Raw genomic sequence first — 22,325 nt, 5'->3', positions numbered from 1 at the left:
GGAGATACATCCCACCAACTGTCCAGGTCACCGACCCGAACGCCATTCGGACCGTCGAAACCGGATTAACTCAGTGGTCACTACTTAGACGCCGAGCAGCAAACTGGCGGAAGTATTCGACCTTCGATTCCGGAACGACGACCGGAAGAATGATGTTCCAGGACGTCTTCATCGACTCAGACAAATCGCGCATTGTTCCCGTAGCCGAAGCTATCAATCGGACACCCGTCACCATTTGCAACAAGAAGCGCGCAATGTCCGAAGAGTCGACGTCGGATTTGAGGTCACCTTCATCGGCAGCTCTGGTGGCGAGTTCCCGGAAAATATCGAGCCAGACGTCGAACGTTGCCGGACCCGATCCACGGTAGTCACCGATTTCGACCAGCAAACGGAACGTGGCACGAACAAGTACGTCGTGTGCTGCAGTATCGACTGCCACCGACGAGACACCGATCAGCGATTCCAGTGCCGGTGTCCGGCGATCCAGCCACAATTCCGACTTGGCGTCGAAACGAGCAGACCCTTCGTCGATTACCGCGCGGGCGAGCTCTTCCTTGGAACCGAAGTGGAAGTACAGCGCCCCTTTGGTCACCTGCGATTCGGCGATGATCTCGCTCAGACTGGCGTTTGCATATCCCAGACGCAGGAAAACCCCCGCTGCACCGCGCAGTACCGAATCACGAGTGGCTTCCGCCCGCTCCTGCCTCACCATCGATCCGGCCTCCAGTCACCACACATCGAACGAATCCTCACCATTACCCGTTCACAGCGTCAAAATGGAAGGCGCTTTGCAACAAAGAACACCCCACGCAAACAAACCACATTTGCCCATCGAACGATCGTGATACAGCCAACACAGCTTAGACTGCGCTCCATACTTCGGCGACAGGCACGCCTGCGTTAACCCTCTAATTGCGGATCGGCCTCGAGATTGGTGAGGCCGTTCCAACACAGATTCACGAGGTGCGCGGCCACAACTTCCTTGGACGGAGTGCGCTCGTCGAGCCACCACGTGGCTGTGGTCGACACCATCCCAACCAGTGCCTGCGCGTACATCGTTGCAAGTCCCGGGTCGAATCCGCGCCGCGAGAAGTCTCCGGCCAACAGGTATCCCACCTGACTGATGGCGTCGTTGAGGAGACTGGAATAGGTGCCGCTCGGCGCCACGACGGACGAATCACGAACCAAGATCCTGAAGCCGTCTGTGTGTTCCTCGACGTATGTGAGCAACGCCAGCGCTACTCGCTCGACTCGAACTCTCGAGCGGTTCTGCGACAACGACGACGTGATCATCTCCAACAGTCGCGACATCTCGCGATCCACGACCACGGCGTACAAGCCCTCTTTACCGCCGAAGTGCTCGTAGACGACAGGCTTCGAGACATTCGCCCGCTGCGCGATTTCCTCGACCGAAGTTGCTTCGTATCCACGTTCGGCAAAAAGTGCCCTGGCGATCTCGATCAACTGCTGACGACGCTGTGTTCCCGTCATCCGCACCCGAGCTGCCCGTTCAGGTGCGCGATCACTGCCCATCGGATTGGGAACCGTCGCCATCATTGCCTCTCTCCCCACACGGCGGACGGTTGTCACCGCACCGCTCTCAGCAAGCCTATCGGCACTGCTCGACCCGAAAACGGAGGAGCGGTTCGACCTAGACCGGGTCGGCATGCGATTATTCTTGCGCGTAATCCGCCGCAAGGTTCGGAGAGCGTGGCAATCCGCCGTGGTGTAATGGCAGCACCTCTGATTTTGGTTCAGATAGTTCAGGTTCGAGTCCTGGCGGCGGAGCCGGTAGTTGATGATCGACAAGAGGGAGCTCAAACAAGTGCAAACCGCCGTGATCGTTCTCGCAGCGGGTGCAGGCACTCGGATGAAGTCCAAGACCCCCAAGGTGCTCCACACTCTTGCCGGCCGCACCATGCTCGCGCACTCCCTCCACGCTGCCGCGTCGTTGAATCCGACGCATTTGGTGACCGTCGTCGGCCACGATCGCGAACGGGTATCCGAAGCTGTGGCATCCGTCGCCACCGACTTGGATCGCGCGATCACCATCGCCGTTCAGGACGAGCAGAAGGGCACGGGCCACGCGGTCAGTTGTGGACTCGAAGGGCTGCCTGCAGATTTCCGCGGCACGGTACTCGTGACTGCCGCCGACGTCCCGCTCCTGGACGGCACCACCATCGCGGACCTACTCGAGCGCCACATCAGCGCGCCGGCAGCCGCGGTGACAGTCCTGACATCCACGGCGTCCGACCCCACCGGGTACGGCCGGATCCTGCGCACCACCGACGGTGAAGTCAACGCGATCGTCGAAGAAAAAGAAGCGACGGACTCGCAGCGTTCGATCACCGAGGTCAATTCCGGCGTCTACGCATTCGATGTCGAGACGCTTCGCGATGCGTTGTCGTCCCTCGACTCCAACAATGCTCAGCACGAGTTCTATCTCACCGATGTGATCATGATCGCCCGTCGCGCCGGAAAGCGAGTCCGCGCTCAGCACATCGCTGATTCGGTTCTGGTCGCCGGTGCAAACGATCGCGTGCAGCTGTCGACGTTGGCACGTGAGAAGAATCGTCGAATCCTCGAGAAGTGGATGCGGGCGGGCGTCACCGTTGTCGATCCGTCAAGTACGTGGATCGATTGCGACGTCACTCTCGAGCAAGATGTGACGCTGCTTCCCGGCGTGCAGTTGGCCGGCACCACGTCAGTGGGCGAAGACGCTGTGATCGGCCCGGATACCACTCTGACCGATGTCACTGTCGGTGCAAGGGCCGTTGTCGTCCGCTCGCACGCAAGCGAGTCGACAATCGGCGACGACGCCACTGTCGGCCCCTTCGCGTACCTACGTCCGGCCACTTCCCTGGGCGCTCACGGCAAACTCGGTGCGTACGTGGAGACCAAGAACGCCGAGATCGGCGAACACTCGAAGGTTCCGCATCTTACCTACGTCGGCGACGCCACCATCGGCCATCACAGCAACATCGGAGCGTCGAGCGTCTTCGTCAATTACGACGGGGTGACCAAGCGCCGTACTGTGGTGGGGTCGCACGTGCGAACCGGCTCGGACACCATGTTCGTCGCTCCGGTTCACGTCGGGGACGGCGCGTACACCGGCGCCGGCACCGTCTTGCGATTCGACGTTCCGGCTGGGGCTCTTGCGGTCTCGGGCGGTAAGCAACGCAACATCGAGGGTTGGGTCGAGAAAAATCGACCCGGTACTCCTGCGGCCGATGCAGCAACGGCTTCGGAATCAGAGCGCACAGATCAGCAAGTACAAAAGGATGGCATGAACCAGTGACTGCGAATTGGATCGACAACCAGAAGAACTTGATGTTGTTCTCGGGTCGTGCGCATCCCGAGTTGGCTGAGCAGGTTGCGAAGGAACTCGACATCCGAGTCACCCCGCAGACTGCCCGCGATTTCGCGAACGGTGAGATCTTCGTTCGCTTCGAAGAGTCCGTGCGTGGATCGGATGCGTTTGTGCTGCAGAGCCATCCGGCGCCGCTGAACACGTGGGTGATGGAACAGCTCATCATGATCGACGCCCTCAAGCGTGGATCTGCAAAGCGCATCACCGCGGTGCTGCCGTTCTACCCGTACGCCCGCCAGGACAAGAAGCACCGCGGACGCGAGCCGATCTCCGCTCGCTTGATCGCGGACCTGCTCAAGACCGCAGGCGCCGACCGGATCATCACGGTCGACCTCCACACCGATCAGATTCAGGGTTTCTTCGACGGTCCGGTCGACCACATGCACGCTCAGGGCCAGCTCGCCGAGTACGTGCGCGACAACTACGGCACCGACAACATCTGCGTCGTCTCCCCTGATGCCGGCCGCGTCAAGGTTGCCGAGAAGTGGGCAGATGCCCTCGACGGCGCGCCGCTGGCGTTCGTGCACAAGACGCGTGATCCGCTGGTCCCGAACCAGGTCAAGTCCAACCGCGTCGTCGGTGACGTCAACGGCCTCACCTGCGTGCTGATCGACGACATGATCGACACCGGCGGCACCATCGCCGGCGCAGTCAAGGTACTCAAGGACGCCGGTGCTGTCGACGTCATCATTGCCACCACCCACGGCATCTTCTCGGATCCGGCAGCCGAGCGCCTGGCTGCCTGCGGCGCCAAGGAGGTCATCACGACCAACACGCTGCCGATCCCCGAGTCGAAGCAGTTCCCGACGCTGACGATTCTGTCGATTGCACCTCTGCTCGCACGGACCATCAAGGAAGTTTTCGAGAACGGTTCTGTGACTTCACTGTTCAACGGCAGCGCATAGTCTTTCGCGTTACCGCGGGGCGGGCGCGTATCTGTGACCAGACGGTCACGGGTACGCGCCCTTCGTGTTTCACGGGGACGCTCATCTGTTGAACCAGACCGAGAGGTCTTCACGAAACCATTTGTGCGACACACAAATACCCGAGAATCGGACAATCGGCATGATCTTGGTCACGCCTCCGGAGAGAATCCCAGGTCGACGCCGAGCTGGTGTTCACCTGCCCGCAATCTTCGCCTAATGTGGCTCGTCGTGATCGACGCGCAAACCCTGGAATCTCGTTCGGCATCCCGGCCCGAATCTCATTCACCGAATTCTTCAGCTCCGACGGTCCGGCGGTGGCGCCCAGGATCCTGTGTCTGGTGTGGTGACGACAACTCCGTAGAAATGTTCCGCAACGAACCGCGCTGCGAACGGTGCCGCGAAAACGAAGGCATCATCGACGACGCCAAGCGATTCCTCGGCATGTACGGCCTGCGTCCGCTCGGCGGAACGCTGCAGTCCGACGACGACGAAGAGCGTGAATACCGCGTCACGGCACGCGAAGCTCGCCGCGTCCTCAACGAAATCCGCATGGACGTTCTCCCCGACGCTGCCGCTGTCCGCAAGGCCATCCGCCCGCGCGCGGCCACCGTTGTTGCCGACACGTCACCGGCACGCGCTTCTCGCCCCTCCAGCACGGGCACTGCGACTCGCGTTGCCGCTCCGGTGAAGACGGACACCGTCGACATCAACACGCTGCAGACGCGCGTTCTGGGGCTTCTCGATCAGCTCGGTTCCATCGACGAGCAGATCAAGGTCGCCGAACTTGCCCAGGGTCTGCCTGCTCGTGCTCGCCTGAGCGATCTCAACAAGCAGAAGGCAACCGTGCTCCGCACACTCGCTGCTCTCGAGAAGGCGCGCATCGCCGCCTCCAACTAATTCCACCGCGTCCGTCCCTTCGACCCCGCCTCCTTCCGAGACGGGGTCGTTCTGTATGCGATGCAGGGCGGTAGCCGTGGTGGGAGGTAGCTTTACGAATCGTGAATGACATCACCATCACCTTTGTCGTGCTTGCCGTGGTTGTGGCTCTGTTTGTCATAGGCAGAATTCCGGTCGGCATCATCGCGATCGGAACCGCACTGGCGCTGGCCGCAACCGGGGTGATCTCGGTGGAACAGGCACTGGCCGGATTCGGTGATCCCACAGTCATATTCATCGCCGCACTCTTTGTCGTCAGCGAAGCGCTCGACGCCACAGGAGTCACGACGTGGGCGGGCGAGAAACTTCTGACGAAGGTAGGCGATTCACGCGTTCGGTTGGTGAGCGCAATCATGTTGCTGGTCGCCGCACTGACAGCATTGATCAGTGTGAACGGTGCGGTAGCCGCATTGATCCCGATGGTGGTCGTCCTCGCGGTCCGACTCGGCCGGTCCACATCGCAACTGCTGCTCCCGCTCGCCTTTGCCGCGCATGCCGGTTCGATGCTCACGCTCACCGGCACACCGGTCAACATCATCGTCTCCGACGCCGCCGCCGACGCCGGTGTCGGCGCATTCGGCTTCTTCGACTTCACCTTGATCGGCGCGCCACTGGTTCTCGGAACCATTGCGATCGCAGTCTTTCTCGGTCCTCGCGTGTTGCCCCACCGCGCCGGGACGTCGATGTCACCGGACCTGAGCCGGCACGCCAAAACACTCGCACAGCAATACGCCGTCGCGGGCGGTTGCGATCAATCCGACGCGCCGCTGATCACCAAGGACGACGGTGTTGTCGAGGTGATCGTTCCGCCTCGTTCGGAGATCATCGGCGACAAGGTTTTCCCCGGCATGCTTACCGACAGTGGCGATCTGGTGGTTCTGGCCGCAGCGCGAGCCGGCGAGCCCTGTGGGCCTGGCGGTATCAGGCTCGCTGCCGGCGACACACTCTTGCTGCAGGGCAGTTGGGACGACCTGGACACTCACACGTCCGTGGACCCGAACGTCCTTGTTGTCGACCCGCCTGCCTTGATCCGTAAGCAGGCCGCGCCGCTCGGAACCCGCGCGATCATGTCGCTGGTCGTTGTCGCCGCCATGGTGATCATGCTGACGTTCGGATTGGTCCCGTCCGCCGTCGCGGGTCTTCTTGCCGCCTGCGCGATGGTCCTGCTGCGCGTGATCAGCGTCGAACAGGCCCACCGCTCGATCTCGTGGACCACCCTCATCCTGGTCGGTGGAATGATCCCGCTTTCCACGGCAATTCAACAGACCGGCGCTGCCGAGAAACTCGCCCACGGTTTTGTCGACGTCATCGGCGGCGCCAGCCCGTACGTCGTTGTTGCCGGACTGTTCCTCGTCACCGCAACGCTCGGCCAGCTCATCAGCAACACCGCGACGGCATTGATCATCACGCCGATCGCAATTTCCGTCGCCTCCGAGCTGAACATCTCGGTGGTGCCGCTCCTGATGACCGTGACCGTCGCGGCCGCCGCGTCGTTCCTGACTCCCGTCGCAACCCCCGCCAACATGATGGTTATGGGCCCTGGCGGCTACAAGTTCGGCGACTACTGGAAGCTCGGACTCCCGATGCTCGTGTGGTTCCTCGTGGTTGCGACGGTTCTGATCCCGCTGATCTGGAACTTCTGACACCTATTACGGCTGGTAATTCGGCTACGGAGACGGCGTCACGAGCAGCACCCGGTCGTTCTCGCCGTTGTCCGTGGTGACAAGAAGAGATCCGTTGGCCGTTGGCGTGACCGAACGCAGGCGTCCGTACTGATCTTCCAACCCGTACGTCTGGGCGTCGACGCTGCGGCCGTCGTCGCTCAGTCGCACGAAGATCAGTTTCTTGCTCTTGAGTCCGCCGATGACGACGCTGCCGTCCCACGAACCCCATTGCGGGCCCGAGGCAAATGCCGCGCTCGCAGTTGCCAGGGTCGAGTTACCCGAACTCCAGACCGCTTCGATCGCGCCCGGCACGCGGGACGGATCGGTCATCGGCACCGACTCGTCGTATGTTCCGGGCAACCGGTCCGGTCGGTAGCCGTAGTTTCCGCCGGGGGTGAGTAGATTCAGCTCGTCGTCGACGCTGGTGCCCTGCTCCACCGAATAGAGCCTGCCGGTTCCGGGTTGAACGGCCAATCCCTGAACGTTCCGGTGGCCGAGTGTGTACACGGGACTCGACGGGTTGGGGTTGCCCGCCGCCGGCGTGCCGTCCGCGTTGACGTGCAAGACCTTGCCGCCCAGCGAGTTCGGATCCTGCGGAACACTGGGCGTCGCGCTGTCACCCGTGCCGATCAACAGCGTTCCGTCTTCGGATGCAAGTATTCGGCAACCTCCGTGTCGCCCCGTCGAGACCGGGAGGCCGGACACCACGGTTCCGGTTCGCGTGAGTGCAGTCCATCCGGCGTCGACCGTCCACGAGATCACTCGAATATCCGTTACTCCCCCAGCGCTGAATCCCTGGCAGGTGTACAGGGTGCGGGACTGAGCGAAGTCGCGGGCAAGCGCGATTCCCATGAGTCCGGTCTCGGACCGAGCGTAGAGATCCGAAAGGTCTGCAGTGACGGGGCCGGTCGTGTTGTCGCTGCGGCGAACGACAAAACCTCCGGACCGTTGCCCGGTGAGAACCGTTCCGTCGGGCGCCTGCACAACATCCCAGGGATGGTCCAGTCCGTCGAGGAGGGTGGTCACCACGAGTTCCGGCAACGTGTCCTCGGTGGGGACTTCCGAACTGCTGCCAACAGATTCGAGGTTCCCGGGCGGCGGAGCCGTCTGAGCGGAGCATTGTGCCAACGGGATCGTGAGCATCACGATTGTCGCTGCAATCAGGACAGCGCGCCCGGATCCGAGTGCACCCAAGTCAGGCTCGCTCCGCACACAACAACGCGAACCGTTGATCGGCGTCGGTCCACACTTTCTGTAACCGAAAGCCCGCAGCCTCCAACTCGGCAGTGATCCCGTCGACGGTGAATTTCGCGGAGATTTCCGTGCGCAATTGCTCGCCCGCAGCGAAGGTGATGTCCAGATCCAAGTCTTCGATTCGCACCGAAAGATCGCGGAGTGCTTCCAACCGCATCTCGATCCACTGGTTCTCGGCATCCCAGAGTGCGACGTGCCTGAACGCTTCCAGCGGGAAGTTCGCACCGAGTTGCTTGTTCAACACGCTGAGCACGTTGAGGTTGAACTGCGCCGTTACTCCCGCGCTGTCGTCGTATGCGGGAACCAGCACGGCCGGATCGGTCACCAACCCCACGCCGAGGATCAAGCTCTCACTCTGGCCGAGGACCTCGGCGACACCGGCGAGGAACTCTGCGCGCTCGCCCGGAATCAGATTCCCCAGCGTGCCGCCCAAAAACGCGACCGCCCGCCTGCCGCCGCTGGGAAGATGATGCAGCGAACCGGTGAAGTCGCTGACCACTCCGATGACGTCGATACCCGGAAACTCCGCGCTGATCGCCTTGGCCGCACCTTCCAACGCAGTCACCGAAACATCTTGCGGGACATAGGTATGCAGTGAATCAGACATCGCTTCCAGCAGGAGGCGCGTCTTCTCCGAGGAACCGGAACCCAACTCGATCAGCATCTTCGGTGTAGTCAACGATGCGATCTCGCCGGCGCACTCGGCCAGCAAAGCGCGTTCCGTGCGGGTGGGGTAATACTCGGGCAGCTCGGTGATCTGCTCGAAGAGTTCACTGCCTCGGGCGTCATAGAACCACACCGGCGCAAGCCACTTCGCCTGCGCGGTCAGGCCGGAGCGAGCGTCGGACCGTAGTTGCTCGACAAGGTCGTCCGGAGTCAGAAAGATCTCGAGAATCGGGGTGCTCATCGTTCTCCCATCGGGATCGGGGTGATGATCAAATGCCCGGGGCGGGCGCAGACGAGGTGCCTGTCAGGAACTTGTTCCCACTGGGGTGAATCATCGAAGGGTTCGGACGCGACCAGTGCTTGCAACTCGTCGACGAGAACGTACAACGTATGGCCCCAGGTGCTGGCCCACAGTTCGTTCCCGTCGCCGAGCAGGAAATTCAGACGCGAACCTGGCGCCACTGCTTCGACGTCGTGAATGACGGTGGTCAAGGCGGCTTCCACCGACGTGCCCGTCAACGAAGATGCGTCCTGCAAGCGATGACGCAACAGGGCCCACAGCAGTGCCGAATCTGTTGGCGCCGACATGGTCAGCAGCGCGGCAGTCGGAACCTCCTGTGCAAGAGCGGCAACCGAACTCGGCCACCCGGTGAGGACTCCGTTGTGGCTGAATGCGTAGGTAGTGTCGACAAAGGGTGCGCATGCGCCGACTTCGACGGCCATTCCCTCGGTCGCGGACCGCACCGCGGCCAGAACCGATCCGCTGCGGATATGTGAAAGCGTTTCCTCGACAGTGGGATCCGACCAGATCGGGGTGCTACTTCGATACCGCCCCAACTGCCCGGCCGTCCACCAACTTACGCCGAAGCCATCGGCGTTGATGACTCCACCCTTGCGCATCTCACGGGGCGCCCACGACTGCTTCACCAGCGAATGGGTTCCGCCCTGCAGGAGATCTCGGACAGAGCGCGGCGGTCCGAGGTAGCCGAGATGTCGGCACATGTCAGACGTGCCCGGACAGTGTTCTGGCGCAGCGAAATCCGGAGAATATCTGACGCCGGATCGGATGATCCCAATTGCGGAAGGTGCCACGGCACGCAACGCTGTCGGTTCCGAACGAACCACCGCGCAGCATCTTGTAATCACCGCCGAAGAACACCTCGGAGTACTCACGGTATGGAAACGCGTGAAACCCCGGGTACGGATGGAAACCGGAAGACGTCCATTCCCACACGTCCCCGATCAACTGCTGCACGCCGTACGCCGACGCACCGTCGGGATATGCCCCCGCATCAGCCGGAGACAGATGCCGTTGGCCGAGATTGGCGCGAGTCTCGTCCGGTGCGTCATCGCCCCACGGGAATCGGCGGGACCGCCCGGATTCGGGATCCCACCGCGCCGCTTTCTCCCATTCGGCTTCGGTGGGAAGTCGCTTGCCGGCCCAGGTTGCATAGGCTTCGGCTTCGAAGTAGCTGACATGCACCACCGGGCGGCGAGTCGCTACCGGTTTGTCGGTGCCGAAAGACCGCTGCCACCACGTTGATCCGTCGCGTTCCCAGAACAAGGGCGCAGTGAGCTTGGCATCGATGCGATGACGCCACCCGACCCGCGACCACAGTTCGGGCCGGGAATACCCGCCGTCGTCGATGAATTCGATGAACTCACCGTTGGTAACCGGGAATCGGCCGATGGCATAGGGGCCCAGATACACCTGGTGAGCGGTTCTCTCGTTGTCGAGAGCCCACGGTTCGTCATCGGTACCCATCACAAACGGCCCGGCGGGAACGACCACCTCGTCATGAAGGGGCTTGCGCCGCACAGCGGGAGCTGGTGTGGCCACGAGTGCCGCAGGGCCGGAACGTAATTGGTGTGTCGCGAGCATACTTTCGGCGTGTTGCTGTTCGTGCTGGGCGATCATGCCGAACGCAAACCCGCTGCGTTCGAGTGGTTTTCCGTCGAAGTTGCTGTCAGCCAGAACGTCCAACACCTTGCCTCGAACCGTACGTATGTATTGACGCGATTCGGCCGGGTCCAAAAGTGGAAGCTCAGGCCGCGTGGGCCGCGAGTGTTTGAACGCGTCGTACATGTCGTCGACATCGCGCCTGACCGGTTCTCGCCCGCCCACATCGCGTACCAGCCACAGTTCCTCCTGGTTGCCGATATGGGCAAGATCCCACACCAGCGGACTCATGAGCGGCGAGTGCTGGGCGATCAACTCGGTGTCGTCGACACAATCGGTGAGCAGCAGCGAACGCGCTCGTGCCCGATCCAGGACGGTCTCGACCGCCTCCTTGGTGACCTCTGCCGACATCAGGTTCCCTCGACCGGTGCCAGGCCCCGACAACACCGCTCGGCCGCACGATCGAGGAGACGAACAAACTCGGGATCAGGCGCATACGACGCTGCGAGCGACATCAGAGATGTTGCTGCCGAACGTAATTCGACGTCCACCAGCCCGTATTCCGCGGCATCACGCCAGCGGCCCGCCGTCGATGCCGCGGCATCGCTTGCTTCCTGCATCACTGCAGGCCCGGACAGCAGCGCATCGATCGCGGCTATCGGCACGCGCCACAGATCGCCGGGTTGAGCGTCGATGTACCTCACCTCCAGATGTCCTGCCGCACGGACCGGCGGAAACATCGTGGACAGGTGGTAGTCCAGATCCTCGGACGTGGGCGCACGACCTATGTCGGATTCGAGTGCCCCGTCGATCCAGTCGCCAAACGTGGCGCCCCGCGGCGCAGTCCAGTCTTCGGAACTGTTCCGGACACACATCAGCGGGACGTTCAAGGCCCACTGCGCATAATCGGCGGCATCGACGACGGGCATAGTGCGCCTGGCATCAAGTTCGAGCCACGTCCGCATCCGTTGCGACGCCCACTCACCTCGCGGAATCCCTTCCAGCTGTGGCGAACACGCAAATGCGGCGATCAGAGCCGGTCCGATGTCGCCGAGGAGTCGCCACCGCCGCGCTATAGCTTCTTGGCTGCCACCCGCATCGACGCTCACCTGCACGGCGGCGGTGTTGCACATCATAAGGGTTCCGTACGGCCCGATAGAGGCAAACTGATGTTCCATGGCGCAGTATCGGGGCAGTCGCAGCAAGCGGTGTGGTTCACGCAGCTCATCCGCCGAACCGTCGTACATCTCGATGGACTGATCGTGCAGAAGCGCACTCAACACGCGGTGGTCTTCACCCAGGTAGTCGCATACTTCGCGGGCTGACGTGCGCGGCGCCGAGGAAAGTTCGATCTGACCGCCCGGTTCGACGGTCACATAACTTCCACCCGGAAGTGGGGCGCCAGGAGATTCCGGGTCGATGCTGGTGGGCGTATGTTTACCCAGCGCGTGGGCCAGCGCTTCGAGCGACGGACGACCACCACCGGCATCCCTGGTCAGCCATTCGACCTCGGTCCCGATGAGTCGCGGCGGGCCCTGTTTGAAGCACACCCCACCGATGTATGCCTCGGCGGCGGGACGTGAGTCCAGCGTCGTTTCCAGTACTGCGGTTGCCATTCGACTTCCCCTTTGGGTATGTCTAGCGGTTCGCGGGCTCTAGCGGTTGTACCGACGATAGAGCCCGCACACACCGATTGCACCCTTTGCCGTGTTACGTGTCGCCAAATTTTTTCAGTCGTATCCACCGGTACCCACAACCCAGAAGAACAACACCTGTCCCCGCCGCAACTGCCGAAGTAGGCAGCGTGAACGCCAGGACCGCGCATCCCAGCGCTCCGACAACCTGAAGCCAGCGCGGGAACATCCGATCCGCGCCGTCTTGGGTATACGCACTGACATTTGCCACTAGGTAGTACACCAGCACCCCGAACGACGAAAACCCGATCACACCACGCAGATCGACCATCGAGACCAGTGCGATCACGATCGCTCCGACAACCAGTTCAGCGTGATGTGGCACAGAAAATTTGGGGTGAATCGCTGCGAAAGTCGGGGGCAGATCCCGTTCCCGGCCCATCGCCATCGCGGTTCTGCTCACTCCCGCGATCAGCGCCAACAGCGCACCAGCGGATGCGACGGCGGCGCCGACGACCACAATCGGTTCAGCCCACCCCCACCCGGAAAGCGCGACGGCATCCGCGAGCGGACGGGTCGACTCCGCAAGTCTCTCCTGCCCCAGAGTAACCAGAAGAACCACCGCTACCAGTGCATAGATGACTACCGCAGCTCCCAGTGCTATCAGGATTGCGCGTGGAATTGTGCGCCGAGGATCCCGGACTTCCTCCCCCAGAGTCGCGATGCGGGCGTACCCGGCAAAGGCGAAGAACAGTAACCCCGCCGATTGCAGAACCCCGTACCAGGAGCCGAAGACAACGTCAGGCATCGCACGATGAGCGCCCGGCCCCCACAGCGATACGCACAAACCCACGCCGATTGCCGTCACGGACATCGCGACGATCACTCGCGCCATCTGCGCGGTCCTGGTGACACCGCGATAGTTCACCGCGACCAGCAGCACCACTAGCGCCACGGCGACGGGCTTCCGATACGGTTCGGGTACAACGTAAGTCGCGAAGGTCAACGCCATCGCCCCGCAGCTCGCGATCTTCCCGATCACAAACGACCACCCCGCAATGAACCCCCACCACGGCCCGAGTTGCTCACGTCCGTAGACGTACGTCCCGCCCGAGGTCGGATAACGCGCGGCCAGTTGCGCCGACGACGTGGCGTTGCAGTACGCCACGAATGCCGCGATCGCCAGACCGAACATCAATCCCGTGCCGGCCGCTGCCGCTGCCGGCGCGAACACCACGAACACTCCGGCACCGATCATCGCGGCAAGGCCGATCACCACGGCGTCGAACGTCCCCAGGGTGCGGTCCATCGGTATAGCTTCGTTCACAGAGCCTTTGAACCACACCGAAGTGAACGGATGGTGCCATGTTCGACCTCACCTCGATCCGCCGCGACACCCCTGGGTGCCTCGACAAGGCGTTCCTCGACAGCGCCGGATCCTCGCTACCGCCAGAACCTGTATTGACGGCGATGATCGAGCATCTGCGTCTGGAAGCCGACGTCGGCGGCTACGTCGCCGCAGATCGCCGCAGTGAGGCCTTGGCCGCGGTTCCACACTCACTGGCCCGGGTGATCGGCGCCCAGCCTTCGGATATCGCCTTGACCGACAGCGCAACCCGCGCCTGGAACGACTTTTTTGCAGCCGTGCCCTTGAGCCCGGGCGACCGCGTCCTGATCTGCGGTGTCGAATACGCCAGCAACGCCATCGCCGCGCTGGGGCGGGCGCGGTCGACCGGCGCGAAGGTCGAGGTTATTCCGAGCGATTCCGACGGCCGGATCGACCTCGACGCGCTCGAAGCGATGCTCGACGACCGTGTCCGCGTCATCTCGATTGTCCACGCCCCCACGAACAGCGGCCTGGTCAATCCGGTCCGTGAGGTTGTCGAACTGGCCGCGCGACACGGCGCACTGGTCCTTCTCGACGCGTGCCAATCGGTCGGTCAACTGCCCATCGACGTGGCTGCCCTCGGCGTCGACGCGTTGAGCGCCACGGGTCGCAAATGGCTTCGGGGCCCACGGGGAACGGGGTTTCTGTACGTGCGTCCCGGACTGGCAACCGCGCTCGAACCTGCCGCGATGGACCTGCACGGAGCGGACTGGACCCACCCCGATTCCTATGTGCCCGCGCCGGATGCCACACGATTCGAACTGTGGGAAACCAGTGTCGCGGCTCGCCTCGGACTCGGCGCCGCGGCGGACTACCTCTTGGTGCTGGGGACGGAAACCGTTGCGCAGCAGATCGAATCGAGGGCGAACTATCTTCGGGCGGGTCTGGGCGCGCTGTCCGGTGTCACAGTCCAGGATCGTGGACCCATCCTCAGCGGCATCGTCTCGTTCACCTTGGACGCGGTTCCGGCCGCCGAAGTCCGCAGTCGACTTGCGATGCAGAGCATCACTGTGACGGTGAGCAGCCGCGGATCGACACTCCTCGACATGACAGCGCGCGGGCTCGACGCCGTCGTCAGAGCGTCCCCGCACTGTTTTGTCGACGAGAATGATCTGGACAGTTTTCTCGGCGCGGTACGGGATTTGAGCGTCTCCCGATGACCGGGATCACAGCGGGCAGGAGACGAGCGGAGCTGCAAATCTTGACTCTCACCTGATCAGTTCATTTTTTGCGAGAGGACGCCGCCCATGGCCGACGCCACAATTTCCCCGATTTCCGTTTCCGACATCTCTAGCTGGGACTTCGAAGCCGACGTGGTTGTCGCGGGCTACGGAATCGCCGGAGTCACCGCGGCAATCGAGGCTGCCCGCGCGGGCGCCGACGTGCTCGTGCTCGAGCGAACCGGCGGTTGGGGCGGTGCCGCGTCACTGGCCGGCGGCTTCATCTACCTGGGCGGCGGCACTGCGCTGCAGAAGGCATGCGGATTCGACGACACCGTCGACAACATGAAGACATTCATGAAAGCCGCACTCGGTCCGGGAACCGACGACGCCAAGATCGATGCCTACTGCGAAGGCAGCGTCGATCACTACAACTGGCTCGTCGACGCCGGCGTTCCGTTCAAGGAGTCGTTCTGGGGTCAGCCCGGCTGGGAACCGCCCTTCGACGACGGCCTCATGTACTCCGGCGGTGAGAACGCCGCGCCGTTCAACACGCTGGTCGATCCCGCGCCCCGTGGACACGTTCCGCAGATGTCCGAGAAGAAGACCGGCGAGCAGGGCGGCGGCTACATGCTGATGAAGCCGCTCGTCGAGACGGCCGAAAAGCTCGGCGTCCGAGCAGAATACGATTTGCGCGTCCAGACGCTGGTGGTCGACGGTCCCCGCGTTGTCGGCGTTGTCGCCAAGCGTTACGGCAAGGATGTCGCGATCCGCGCCAACAAGGGTGTTGTGCTGGCGATGGGCAGCTTTGCCTACAACAACGAGATGGTGCGCTCCAACGCGCCGCGTATCTTCGGCCATCCGGCCGCTTCCATCGAGGCGCACGACGGTCGCGCGATCCAGATCGGCCAGGCACTCGGCGCCGACACCGCGCATATGGACGCCACCGAGGTTGCGTTCTTCTGCGACCCGCAGTTGATGGTGCGCGGCATTCTCGTCAACGGCCGTGGTCAGCGATACATCCCCGAGGACACCTACCCGGGCCGTATCGGCCAGGCAACGCTGTTCCAGCAGGACAATCAGGCTTTCCTCATCATCGACGAAGCCGCATACGAGGAAGGCATCGCCGCCGAATCGTCCAGTGCGCAGTTGCGAGCGCAACCGACGTGGGTAGCGGAAACGGTCGAGGAACTCGAAGCCGAAATGGGGCTTCCCGTCGGCTCGCTGCAATCCACTGTCGATCTCTACAACCGCCACGCCGAGTCGAACTCCGACCCGGTGCTTGGCAAGAAGCCCGAATGGGTCAAGCCGATCGTCGGCCCGTTCGCCGCGATCGACCTGCGCGGTCGCACCGGCGGCTTCACACTCGGCGGGTTGAAGACAACCGTCGATTCCGAAGTTCTGCACGTCTCCGGCGAGCCGATCCCCGGACTGTTCGCTGCGGGCCGCTGCACGTCCGGTGTCTGCGCGGGCGGCTATGCCAGCGGAACCAGCCTCGGCGACGGCAGCTTCTTCGGGCGTCGCGCCGGAATCAGCGCGGCCCGCTCCTGATGCAGCAGTGAACTGAACACAGCGGGAACTACCGGAACTCGTGCGGCGATTCGCGGCGACGCGCGAGTTCCGGTACTGTATGGAACGTTGTCTCGGCGAGGGTGAATCGCAGCTGCTCCACTAACTGCAGGTTTTCCGTGATCGACGCGGCTACGGCTCAGCTCGAGCGTTTCGCTCCTGGCCGTGTGCGCGCCTGTCCACTTTCCGAAGGCAGAATCTGTCGCCGACAGAACCACACGTCAGTAAACCGAGCACGAACCCCGTGAGTTGTAGGAGCCGTTTCATCATGTCTGAAGAGAACAACCTCGTCGCTGTCGTCCGCACCGAATTCGGCAAGGGCGCAGCTCGCCGCGCACGCCGCGACGGCCTGGTCCCCACGGTTCTGTACGGCCACGGTGAAGACCCCAAGCACCTCAACGTCGTCGCTCGCGACTTCGCTTCCATCCTCCGCGCACACGGCACCAACGCCGTGCTGACGCTCGACATCGACGGCACGGAGCAGGTTGCACTGACCAAGTCGGTCGTCGTGCACCCCATCCGCAACTACATCGAGCACGCTGACCTCCTCGTCATCAAGAAGGGCGAGAAGGTCACGATCGACGTTCCCGTCGTCGTCACCGGTGACGCAGCTGCAGGCACCATGGTCGCGCAGGATGCCGCCACCATCTCCCTCGAGGCTGACGCGCTGCACATCCCCGAGCAGATCGAGGTTTCCGTCGAGGGCCTCGAGGCCGGCACCCAGATCCTGGCAAGCCAGCTCGAACTCCCCAAGGGCTCGACCCTGCAGGCAGATGCAGACGTGCTGATCGTCAACGTCACCGCAGCAGCTACCGAGGCTTCGGAAGAAGCAGCAGCGGCAGCGGCAGCAACCGAAGAGGCCTGATCCTCGCGTTCTCCTCGAGAACACAGCTTGTGCGCGGCGCGTCATTCCGAGTTTCGGAGTGACGCGCCGTTTGCGCGTCCACTCCCCTGTCGGTAAAGGAAATCTCCGATGAGCACAGATACAGCCCTGGTGATCGGACTCGGTAACCCCGGCCCGCAGTACGAAAAGACCCGGCACAACATCGGGTTCATGGTTGCCGGCACCCTGGCGGGCCGGATGGGCGGAAAGTTCAACGCGCACAAGAAGAGTGGGGCCGAGATCGTCGAAGGCCGCTTGGCCGGCCGACGCGTGATCCTCGGCAAGCCGCGCTCGTACATGAACCTCTCCGGTGGTGCCGTGGCCGGCCTGGCCCGGTTCTTCTCGGTTGACCCGTCGAACATCATCGTCGTTCACGACGAGCTGGATCTCGACTTCGGAACCATCCGCCTCAAGCTGGGCGGCGGCGAGGGCGGCCACAACGGCTTGCGCTCCATCTCGAGTTCACTCTCCACCAAGGACTACCTGCGTACGCGCGTCGGCATCGGCCGCCCGCCCGGCCGGATGGACCCGGCCGACTACGTACTCAAGCCGTTCTCCGCAGCCGAGCGCAAAGAACTCGATCTGGTCTGCGAAGAAGCCGCAGACGCAGTGGAGTTACTCCTCGAACTTGGACTCGAAGCAGCGCAGAATCGCCTGCACTGACCTTCACTTTCCGATCAGGGCTGCCGAGTTGGACCGTCGCAGTTTTCCCGACGACGTTTTCGGGATACTGCCGGGCCCCAGAACCGCGACGGCGCGTGGCCGCAGACCCACTTCGGAGAACACCGCCCGGATCACATCGTGCTCGATACGGGAAACTTCCTCGGGGTCCTCGAACGCGTTGGTCTCGACGGCAACTGCAAAGCTCTCTCGCTTCCGTCCGGCGTCGAGCCGAACAGCCACCGCATTTCCGGGTCGCACCCCGACCACCGTCGCGGCTGCCCGCTCGATATCGGTGGGATAGACATTGCGGCCGCCCATGATGATGACGTCCTTGACCCTCCCACACACCACGACGAGGCCCTCTTCGGTGAGGTAGCCGACGTCGCCGGTGTTGAACCAGCCGTCGGCGCCATGCGCGGATCGGCGACCTTCGGTGGTGATGTACCCGTGTGTGACGGCCTTGCCTCGAACCTCGATGATTCCGACGCCTCGAGCCGGCAGCACCTCCCCATCTCCGTCGACGACGCGGCCCTCCAAGTCCGGAACAAGTCTCCCCAGAGTCGCGAGAGCCCGCGCGTTGGGCCGGTTCGAAGGAACCGCCCGCGACATCGCATCGAGAAAATCGGGATCCACGTAGTCGACGATCGCCCCTTGACCCGGGTCTGGGATGGACACCGCCAGAGTTGTCTCGGCCATGCCGTAGGCCGGTGCGAGCGCCGTCGGGTTCAATCCGAACCGTGCCCCGGCCTTGGTGAGGGCGTCCAAGGTGTCGGGGTCGACGGGTTCTGCCCCGTTCCACATGTAGCGGACCGTGGAGAGATCCACAGCGCCGTCCTCCGCTTGCGCCAGCCGTCGAGCAAGAAGCGAGTACGCGAAATTCGGTGCGGCCGTGACCGTTCCACCGTACTTTCCCATCAGTTCCGCCCACAGGATCGGGCTGCGGAGAAAGTCCAACGGCGTGATGCTGACGACCTCGGCCCCCAATTGCATGGGAACACTGAGGAATCCGACCATTCCCATGTCGTGGAAGAGCGGGAGCCAACTCACCATGACGTCCTCGTCGATCGAGAACTTGATGCGATTGACCATCGCATACGCGTTGACGTGAAAGTTCTCGTGCGTGATCTGCACAGCTTTCGGCGAACCGGTCGAGCCTGACGTCAACTGCTGCAGAGCGATATCCGATTCCGCGGTGTCGACCGGATCGATCGCCCGACCCGTTCGCAGTTCGTCGATCGTGACCACCGTGATGCCGCTGGCTTCGAGGAGTGGTTTTGCCGCGTCGAACGGGCTCCCGACAATGACCGCCCGCGCGGCGATCATGTCGATCACCTTCTGGGTGTCCTGCGCCCACACCGCCAGATCGGTTCGCGGTGTCGGCTGGTGCAGCATGGTCACGGAAGCGCCGCGCATCCAACTCGCCTGACAGGCCGGCGCGATGTCCACCGGTTGACCGGCCAGGATTCCGACCGCGACCCCGTGATCGATCCCGGCGTCGGCCAATCCACCCGCCATCCGGCGCGCTTGCCGATGAATGTCGCTCCAGGTCTGCCGCAACGGGCTATCCGGTTCGCCCGTCACCATGCCGTGATCGCTGACAGCGGCACTCTTGTACATCTCGTCGGTGAATTTGCTCAATGCTGCTCCTCAGAACGCCTGAATACAGTGCCGAACCCGTCATGTGATCCAGCGCACACCTATCTGGATAATCAGACAAAGTTCGCCGAGTGTTACCGCAAATTCGTGGGCGAGTATCCTTTCTCTGTTGTGCGTCCGCACCCGTGCTTCATCGCGCTACGCCCACTACTCCCACTGCGAGAGGTTCTTCGTTGACTACCCCGTCCGACTCGACTGTCCCCACCGACTCGACTGTCCAGTCCGACACCGGTGCCACATCCGCTCCGGTCAGCACGAAGGGCCTCGCGGCCGAAGCTGCACGTCGTCGCACCTTTGCCGTCATCTCACACCCCGACGCCGGTAAGTCGACGCTCACCGAAGCGTTGGCCCTGCACGCAAAAAAGATCTCCGAAGCCGGCGCGGTCCACGGCAAGGCCGGACGCAAGTCGACGGTCTCGGACTGGATGGAAATGGAGAAAGCCCGCGGCATCTCCGTCAGTTCCACCGCGCTGCAGTTCAACTACCACTCGTCCGAGACCCCCGACGATCAGATCAACGTCATCAATCTCGTCGACACCCCCGGCCACTCCGACTTCTCCGAGGACACGTACCGCGTCCTGACTGCCGTCGACGCGGCTGTCATGCTCATCGACGCCGCCAAGGGCCTCGAACCGCAGACGCTCAAGCTGTTCCAGGTGTGTCGTCACCGCGGCATCCCCGTCATCACGGTCATCAACAAGTGGGACCGTCCCGGCCAGACCCCGCTCGAATTGCTGGACGAGATCAGTGAGCGCATCGGCCTCACACCTACTCCCCTGTACTGGCCCGTCGGCATCGCCGGAGACTTCCGCGGCCTGCTGCGACGCGGCGAGGACGGCGAAGCTCGCGAATACGTCCGGTTCACCCGCACCGCCGGTGGCGCAAAAATCGCTCCCGAAGAAATCATGGACGCCGACGCCGCCCTCGCCAAGGAAGGCTCCGAGTGGGAAACCGCGGCCGAGGAGAGTGAACTGCTCTCGGCTACCGGCCAGGACCACGATCAGGAAATGTTCCTTGCCGGGCAGACGTCCCCGGTGATCTTCGCGTCCGCCATGCTCAACTTCGGTGTCCGCCAGATCCTCGACACCCTGGTCGAGTTGGCGCCGCCGCCGCGTGCCCGCGACGACATCAACGGCAAGCCGCGCGAGGTCACCGATCCGTTCAGTGCAGTGATCTTCAAGGTTCAGGCCGGCATGGACACCGCGCACCGTGACCGCTTGGCGTTCATGCGCATCGTCTCGGGCGTCTTCGAGCGCGGAATGGTTGTCACGCACGCCCAAACCGGCAAGCCCTTCACGACCAAGTACGCGCAGACGGTATTCGGCCGTGAACGTTCCACCGTCGAGTCCGCGTTCCCCGGCGACGTCGTCGGCCTGGTCAACGCCACCGCACTCGCACCCGGCCACACGCTGTACACCGAAAAGAAGACCGAGTTCCCGCCGATCCCGTCCTTCGCGCCGGAACACTTCTCGATCCTGCGCGCCGAGAGCGCCGGAAAGTACAAGCAGTTCCGCCGTGCCGTCGACCAACTCGATTCCGAGGGCGTCGTGCAGATTCTCCGCAACGACATCCGTGGCGACGCGTCGCCCGTCATGGCGGCTGTCGGCCCCATGCAGTTCGAGGTCGTCGCTGCTCGGATGAAGGCGGAATTCAACGTCGAAGCCAAGATGGAACCGCTCGGCTACGCACTGGCACGACGCACCGACGCCGCATCCGAGGTCGAGCTGAACCGTCAGCGCGGCGTAGAGGTCTTCACGCGCTCGGACGGTGTCCTGCTCGCCTTGGTCAGCGACAAGTGGCGCCTGCAGTACATCCAGAAGGAACTCCCCGATCTGACGCTCGAACCACTCGTCGCCGCTGCAGACTGATGAGCCTGATCGAGGCGCTGTTCGACGCCGAACTTCACATCGGCAGCGCCACGATCTTGTGGCGGGAGATCATCGGGAACACCTTCGGCATCGGCTCGGCAATTGCCGGGGCCCGGCGTTCAGTGTGGGCATGGCCTGTCGGTATCGCCGGAAATGCCTTGCTGTTCACCGTGTTCATGGGTGCGCTGTTCCATACGCCGCAGGAACTCAATCTCTACGGCCAAGCCGGCCGCCAGTTGCTGTTCATCACCGTCAGCATCTATGGGTGGATGCAGTGGCGGCGCGGTGCACGCAGTTCCGGCGACGCAGTGTTGCCACACTGGGCGAGCGCGCGCCAACGTCTGGCCATGGTCGCTGTCATGGCAAGTGGCACAGTGATTTTCGCCTGGGTCTTCACGGTCCTCGGCTCGTACGGCGCGTGGGCAGAAGCCTGGATCTTCACCGGGTCGATCCTCGCCACCTACGGCATGGCCCGCGGCTGGACCGAGTTCTGGCTCATCTGGATCGGCGTCGACGCGGTGGGCGTTCCCTTACTCTTCCGCGCCGGCTACTACCCTTCGGCGATCCTCTATCTCGTTTACGCCTTCTTTGTCGTGTGGGGATTCCTGGCGTGGCTGAAGATTCAACGGCGCACTCCGGTACCCGCGTAGCGATCACTGCGGTACCCGCGTAACGATCACTGCGGTACCCGCGTAGCGATCACTGCGGTACCCGCGTAACGATCACTGCGGTACCCGCGTAACGATCACTGCGGTACCCGCGTAACGATCACTGCGGTACCCGCGTAAC

The 22,325-nt window shown here is 63.0% G+C and carries 19 protein-coding genes and 1 tRNA gene; 11 read left to right on the top strand and 9 right to left on the bottom strand.

Features of this window, described 5'->3' with window-relative positions; translation table 11 throughout:
• Positions 1-70: 70 nt before the first annotated feature.
• Both C7T36_RS28545 and C7T36_RS28540 read right to left on the bottom strand, forming a co-directional pair.
• The gene (locus tag C7T36_RS28545; RefSeq protein ID WP_033234297.1) at positions 71-712 is read right to left on the bottom strand and encodes a ScbR family autoregulator-binding transcription factor; all 642 of its coding nucleotides are present in this window, start codon (positions 710-712) and stop codon (positions 71-73) included.
• 188 nt (positions 713-900) lie between these two features.
• Positions 901-1,533, bottom strand: coding sequence for a TetR/AcrR family transcriptional regulator (locus C7T36_RS28540; RefSeq protein WP_033234408.1), 633 nt, complete (start codon positions 1,531-1,533; stop codon positions 901-903).
• Between the two features lie 184 nt (positions 1,534-1,717).
• Between C7T36_RS28540 and C7T36_RS28535 the strand changes: the two genes are divergently transcribed.
• From C7T36_RS28535 to C7T36_RS28515, 5 genes are all read left to right on the top strand, one after another.
• Positions 1,718-1,788 (top strand) — tRNA-Gln (locus C7T36_RS28535).
• A gap of 10 nt (positions 1,789-1,798) precedes the next feature.
• Entirely contained in the window at positions 1,799-3,298 is a 1,500-nt protein-coding gene (gene glmU / locus C7T36_RS28530; RefSeq protein ID WP_045069304.1) for a bifunctional UDP-N-acetylglucosamine diphosphorylase/glucosamine-1-phosphate N-acetyltransferase GlmU, read from the top strand.
• Complete coding sequence (locus C7T36_RS28525) at positions 3,295-4,275, top strand: ribose-phosphate diphosphokinase (RefSeq protein WP_033234295.1); 981 nt, start codon at positions 3,295-3,297, stop codon at positions 4,273-4,275. Before glmU ends, C7T36_RS28525 begins: the two co-directional genes overlap by 4 nt.
• Before the next feature lie 249 nt (positions 4,276-4,524).
• Positions 4,525-5,193 carry a hypothetical protein gene (locus tag C7T36_RS28520; RefSeq protein ID WP_072782650.1) on the top strand — a complete coding sequence of 223 codons (669 nt, stop codon included), beginning with the start codon at positions 4,525-4,527 and terminating at the stop codon, positions 5,191-5,193.
• Between the two features lie 101 nt (positions 5,194-5,294).
• Positions 5,295-6,875 (top strand): SLC13 family permease, encoded by a 1,581-nt coding sequence (locus C7T36_RS28515; protein ID WP_045069302.1) that lies wholly within the window; start codon positions 5,295-5,297, stop codon positions 6,873-6,875.
• A 24-nt stretch (positions 6,876-6,899) separates the two neighbouring features.
• Here the strand turns inward: C7T36_RS28515 and C7T36_RS28510 are convergent, their stop codons facing one another.
• The 6 genes from C7T36_RS28510 to C7T36_RS28485 form a co-directional block, all read right to left on the bottom strand.
• Positions 6,900-8,039 carry a sorbosone dehydrogenase family protein gene (locus tag C7T36_RS28510; protein ID WP_045069831.1) on the bottom strand — a complete coding sequence of 380 codons (1,140 nt, stop codon included), beginning with the start codon at positions 8,037-8,039 and terminating at the stop codon, positions 6,900-6,902.
• Positions 8,040-8,091: 52 nt separating this feature from the next.
• Complete coding sequence (gene egtD / locus C7T36_RS28505; protein WP_033234291.1) at positions 8,092-9,057, bottom strand: L-histidine N(alpha)-methyltransferase; 966 nt, start codon at positions 9,055-9,057, stop codon at positions 8,092-8,094.
• A complete protein-coding gene (gene egtC / locus C7T36_RS28500; protein ID WP_033234290.1) occupies positions 9,054-9,818 on the bottom strand; it encodes an ergothioneine biosynthesis protein EgtC in 765 nt (254 codons plus the stop codon). The genes egtD and egtC overlap by 4 nt, the downstream gene beginning before the upstream one ends.
• Position 9,819: 1 nt before the next feature.
• The gene (egtB, locus tag C7T36_RS28495) at positions 9,820-11,127 is read right to left on the bottom strand and encodes an ergothioneine biosynthesis protein EgtB (protein ID WP_045069299.1); all 1,308 of its coding nucleotides are present in this window, start codon (positions 11,125-11,127) and stop codon (positions 9,820-9,822) included.
• Positions 11,127-12,332, bottom strand: a complete 1,206-nt coding sequence (egtA, locus tag C7T36_RS28490) for an ergothioneine biosynthesis glutamate--cysteine ligase EgtA (RefSeq protein ID WP_033234288.1) — start codon at positions 12,330-12,332, stop codon at positions 11,127-11,129. Before egtA ends, egtB begins: the two co-directional genes overlap by 1 nt.
• Before the next feature lie 94 nt (positions 12,333-12,426).
• Entirely contained in the window at positions 12,427-13,659 is a 1,233-nt protein-coding gene (locus tag C7T36_RS28485) for an APC family permease (protein WP_045069297.1), read from the bottom strand.
• 56 nt (positions 13,660-13,715) lie between these two features.
• Between C7T36_RS28485 and C7T36_RS28480 the strand changes: the two genes are divergently transcribed.
• From C7T36_RS28480 to pth, 4 genes are all read left to right on the top strand, one after another.
• The gene (locus C7T36_RS28480) at positions 13,716-14,897 is read left to right on the top strand and encodes an aminotransferase class V-fold PLP-dependent enzyme (RefSeq protein WP_045069294.1); all 1,182 of its coding nucleotides are present in this window, start codon (positions 13,716-13,718) and stop codon (positions 14,895-14,897) included.
• Positions 14,898-14,984: 87 nt separating this feature from the next.
• Positions 14,985-16,448: an FAD-dependent oxidoreductase gene (locus C7T36_RS28475; RefSeq protein ID WP_033234286.1), complete on the top strand. Its 1,464-nt coding sequence runs from the start codon at positions 14,985-14,987 to the stop codon at positions 16,446-16,448.
• Positions 16,449-16,734: 286 nt separating this feature from the next.
• Positions 16,735-17,331 carry a 50S ribosomal protein L25/general stress protein Ctc gene (locus tag C7T36_RS28465; RefSeq protein ID WP_033234285.1) on the top strand — a complete coding sequence of 199 codons (597 nt, stop codon included), beginning with the start codon at positions 16,735-16,737 and terminating at the stop codon, positions 17,329-17,331.
• Positions 17,332-17,439: 108 nt separating this feature from the next.
• Positions 17,440-18,012 (top strand): aminoacyl-tRNA hydrolase, encoded by a 573-nt coding sequence (pth, locus tag C7T36_RS28460; protein WP_033234284.1) that lies wholly within the window; start codon positions 17,440-17,442, stop codon positions 18,010-18,012.
• Positions 18,013-18,015: 3 nt separating this feature from the next.
• Here the strand turns inward: pth and C7T36_RS28455 are convergent, their stop codons facing one another.
• Complete coding sequence (locus C7T36_RS28455; protein WP_033234283.1) at positions 18,016-19,650, bottom strand: fatty acyl-AMP ligase; 1,635 nt, start codon at positions 19,648-19,650, stop codon at positions 18,016-18,018.
• Between the two features lie 191 nt (positions 19,651-19,841).
• Here C7T36_RS28455 and C7T36_RS28450 point away from each other — a divergent pair, with 191 nt between their 5' ends.
• Both C7T36_RS28450 and pnuC read left to right on the top strand, forming a co-directional pair.
• The gene (locus C7T36_RS28450; protein ID WP_033234282.1) at positions 19,842-21,536 is read left to right on the top strand and encodes a peptide chain release factor 3; all 1,695 of its coding nucleotides are present in this window, start codon (positions 19,842-19,844) and stop codon (positions 21,534-21,536) included.
• Entirely contained in the window at positions 21,536-22,186 is a 651-nt protein-coding gene (pnuC, locus tag C7T36_RS28445) for a nicotinamide riboside transporter PnuC (protein ID WP_045069291.1), read from the top strand. The genes C7T36_RS28450 and pnuC overlap by 1 nt, the downstream gene beginning before the upstream one ends.
• Positions 22,187-22,325 lie beyond the last annotated feature (139 nt).

The organism is Rhodococcus sp. AD45-ID, assembly GCF_003023755.1.
Classification (GTDB): Bacteria; Actinomycetota; Actinomycetes; order Mycobacteriales; family Mycobacteriaceae; genus Rhodococcus_F; species Rhodococcus_F globerula.
This window is presented reverse-complemented; position numbering and strand designations above follow the sequence as displayed.

Excerpts from the sequence above, each read along its gene's own strand:
- C7T36_RS28545 (WP_033234297.1), bottom strand. The coding sequence starts at position 712 with ATGGTGAGGCAGGAGCGGGCGGAAGCCACTCGTGATTCGGTACTGCGC.
- egtC (WP_033234290.1), bottom strand. The coding sequence starts at position 9,818 with ATGTGCCGACATCTCGGCTACCTCGGACCGCCGCGCTCTGTCCGAGAT.
- C7T36_RS28510 (WP_045069831.1), bottom strand. The coding sequence starts at position 8,039 with ATGCTCACGATCCCGTTGGCACAATGCTCCGCTCAGACGGCTCCGCCG.
- egtB (WP_045069299.1), bottom strand. The coding sequence starts at position 11,127 with ATGTCGGCAGAGGTCACCAAGGAGGCGGTCGAGACCGTCCTGGATCGG.
- egtD (WP_033234291.1), bottom strand. The coding sequence starts at position 9,057 with ATGAGCACCCCGATTCTCGAGATCTTTCTGACTCCGGACGACCTTGTC.
- glmU (WP_045069304.1), top strand. The coding sequence starts at position 1,799 with ATGATCGACAAGAGGGAGCTCAAACAAGTGCAAACCGCCGTGATCGTT.
- C7T36_RS28480 (WP_045069294.1), top strand. The coding sequence starts at position 13,716 with ATGTTCGACCTCACCTCGATCCGCCGCGACACCCCTGGGTGCCTCGAC.
- pnuC (WP_045069291.1), top strand. The coding sequence starts at position 21,536 with ATGAGCCTGATCGAGGCGCTGTTCGACGCCGAACTTCACATCGGCAGC.
- pth (WP_033234284.1), top strand. The coding sequence starts at position 17,440 with ATGAGCACAGATACAGCCCTGGTGATCGGACTCGGTAACCCCGGCCCG.
- C7T36_RS28485 (WP_045069297.1), bottom strand. The coding sequence starts at position 13,659 with ATGGACCGCACCCTGGGGACGTTCGACGCCGTGGTGATCGGCCTTGCC.
- egtA (WP_033234288.1), bottom strand. The coding sequence starts at position 12,332 with ATGGCAACCGCAGTACTGGAAACGACGCTGGACTCACGTCCCGCCGCC.
- C7T36_RS28540 (WP_033234408.1), bottom strand. The coding sequence starts at position 1,533 with ATGGGCAGTGATCGCGCACCTGAACGGGCAGCTCGGGTGCGGATGACG.
- C7T36_RS28465 (WP_033234285.1), top strand. The coding sequence starts at position 16,735 with ATGTCTGAAGAGAACAACCTCGTCGCTGTCGTCCGCACCGAATTCGGC.
- C7T36_RS28475 (WP_033234286.1), top strand. The coding sequence starts at position 14,985 with ATGGCCGACGCCACAATTTCCCCGATTTCCGTTTCCGACATCTCTAGC.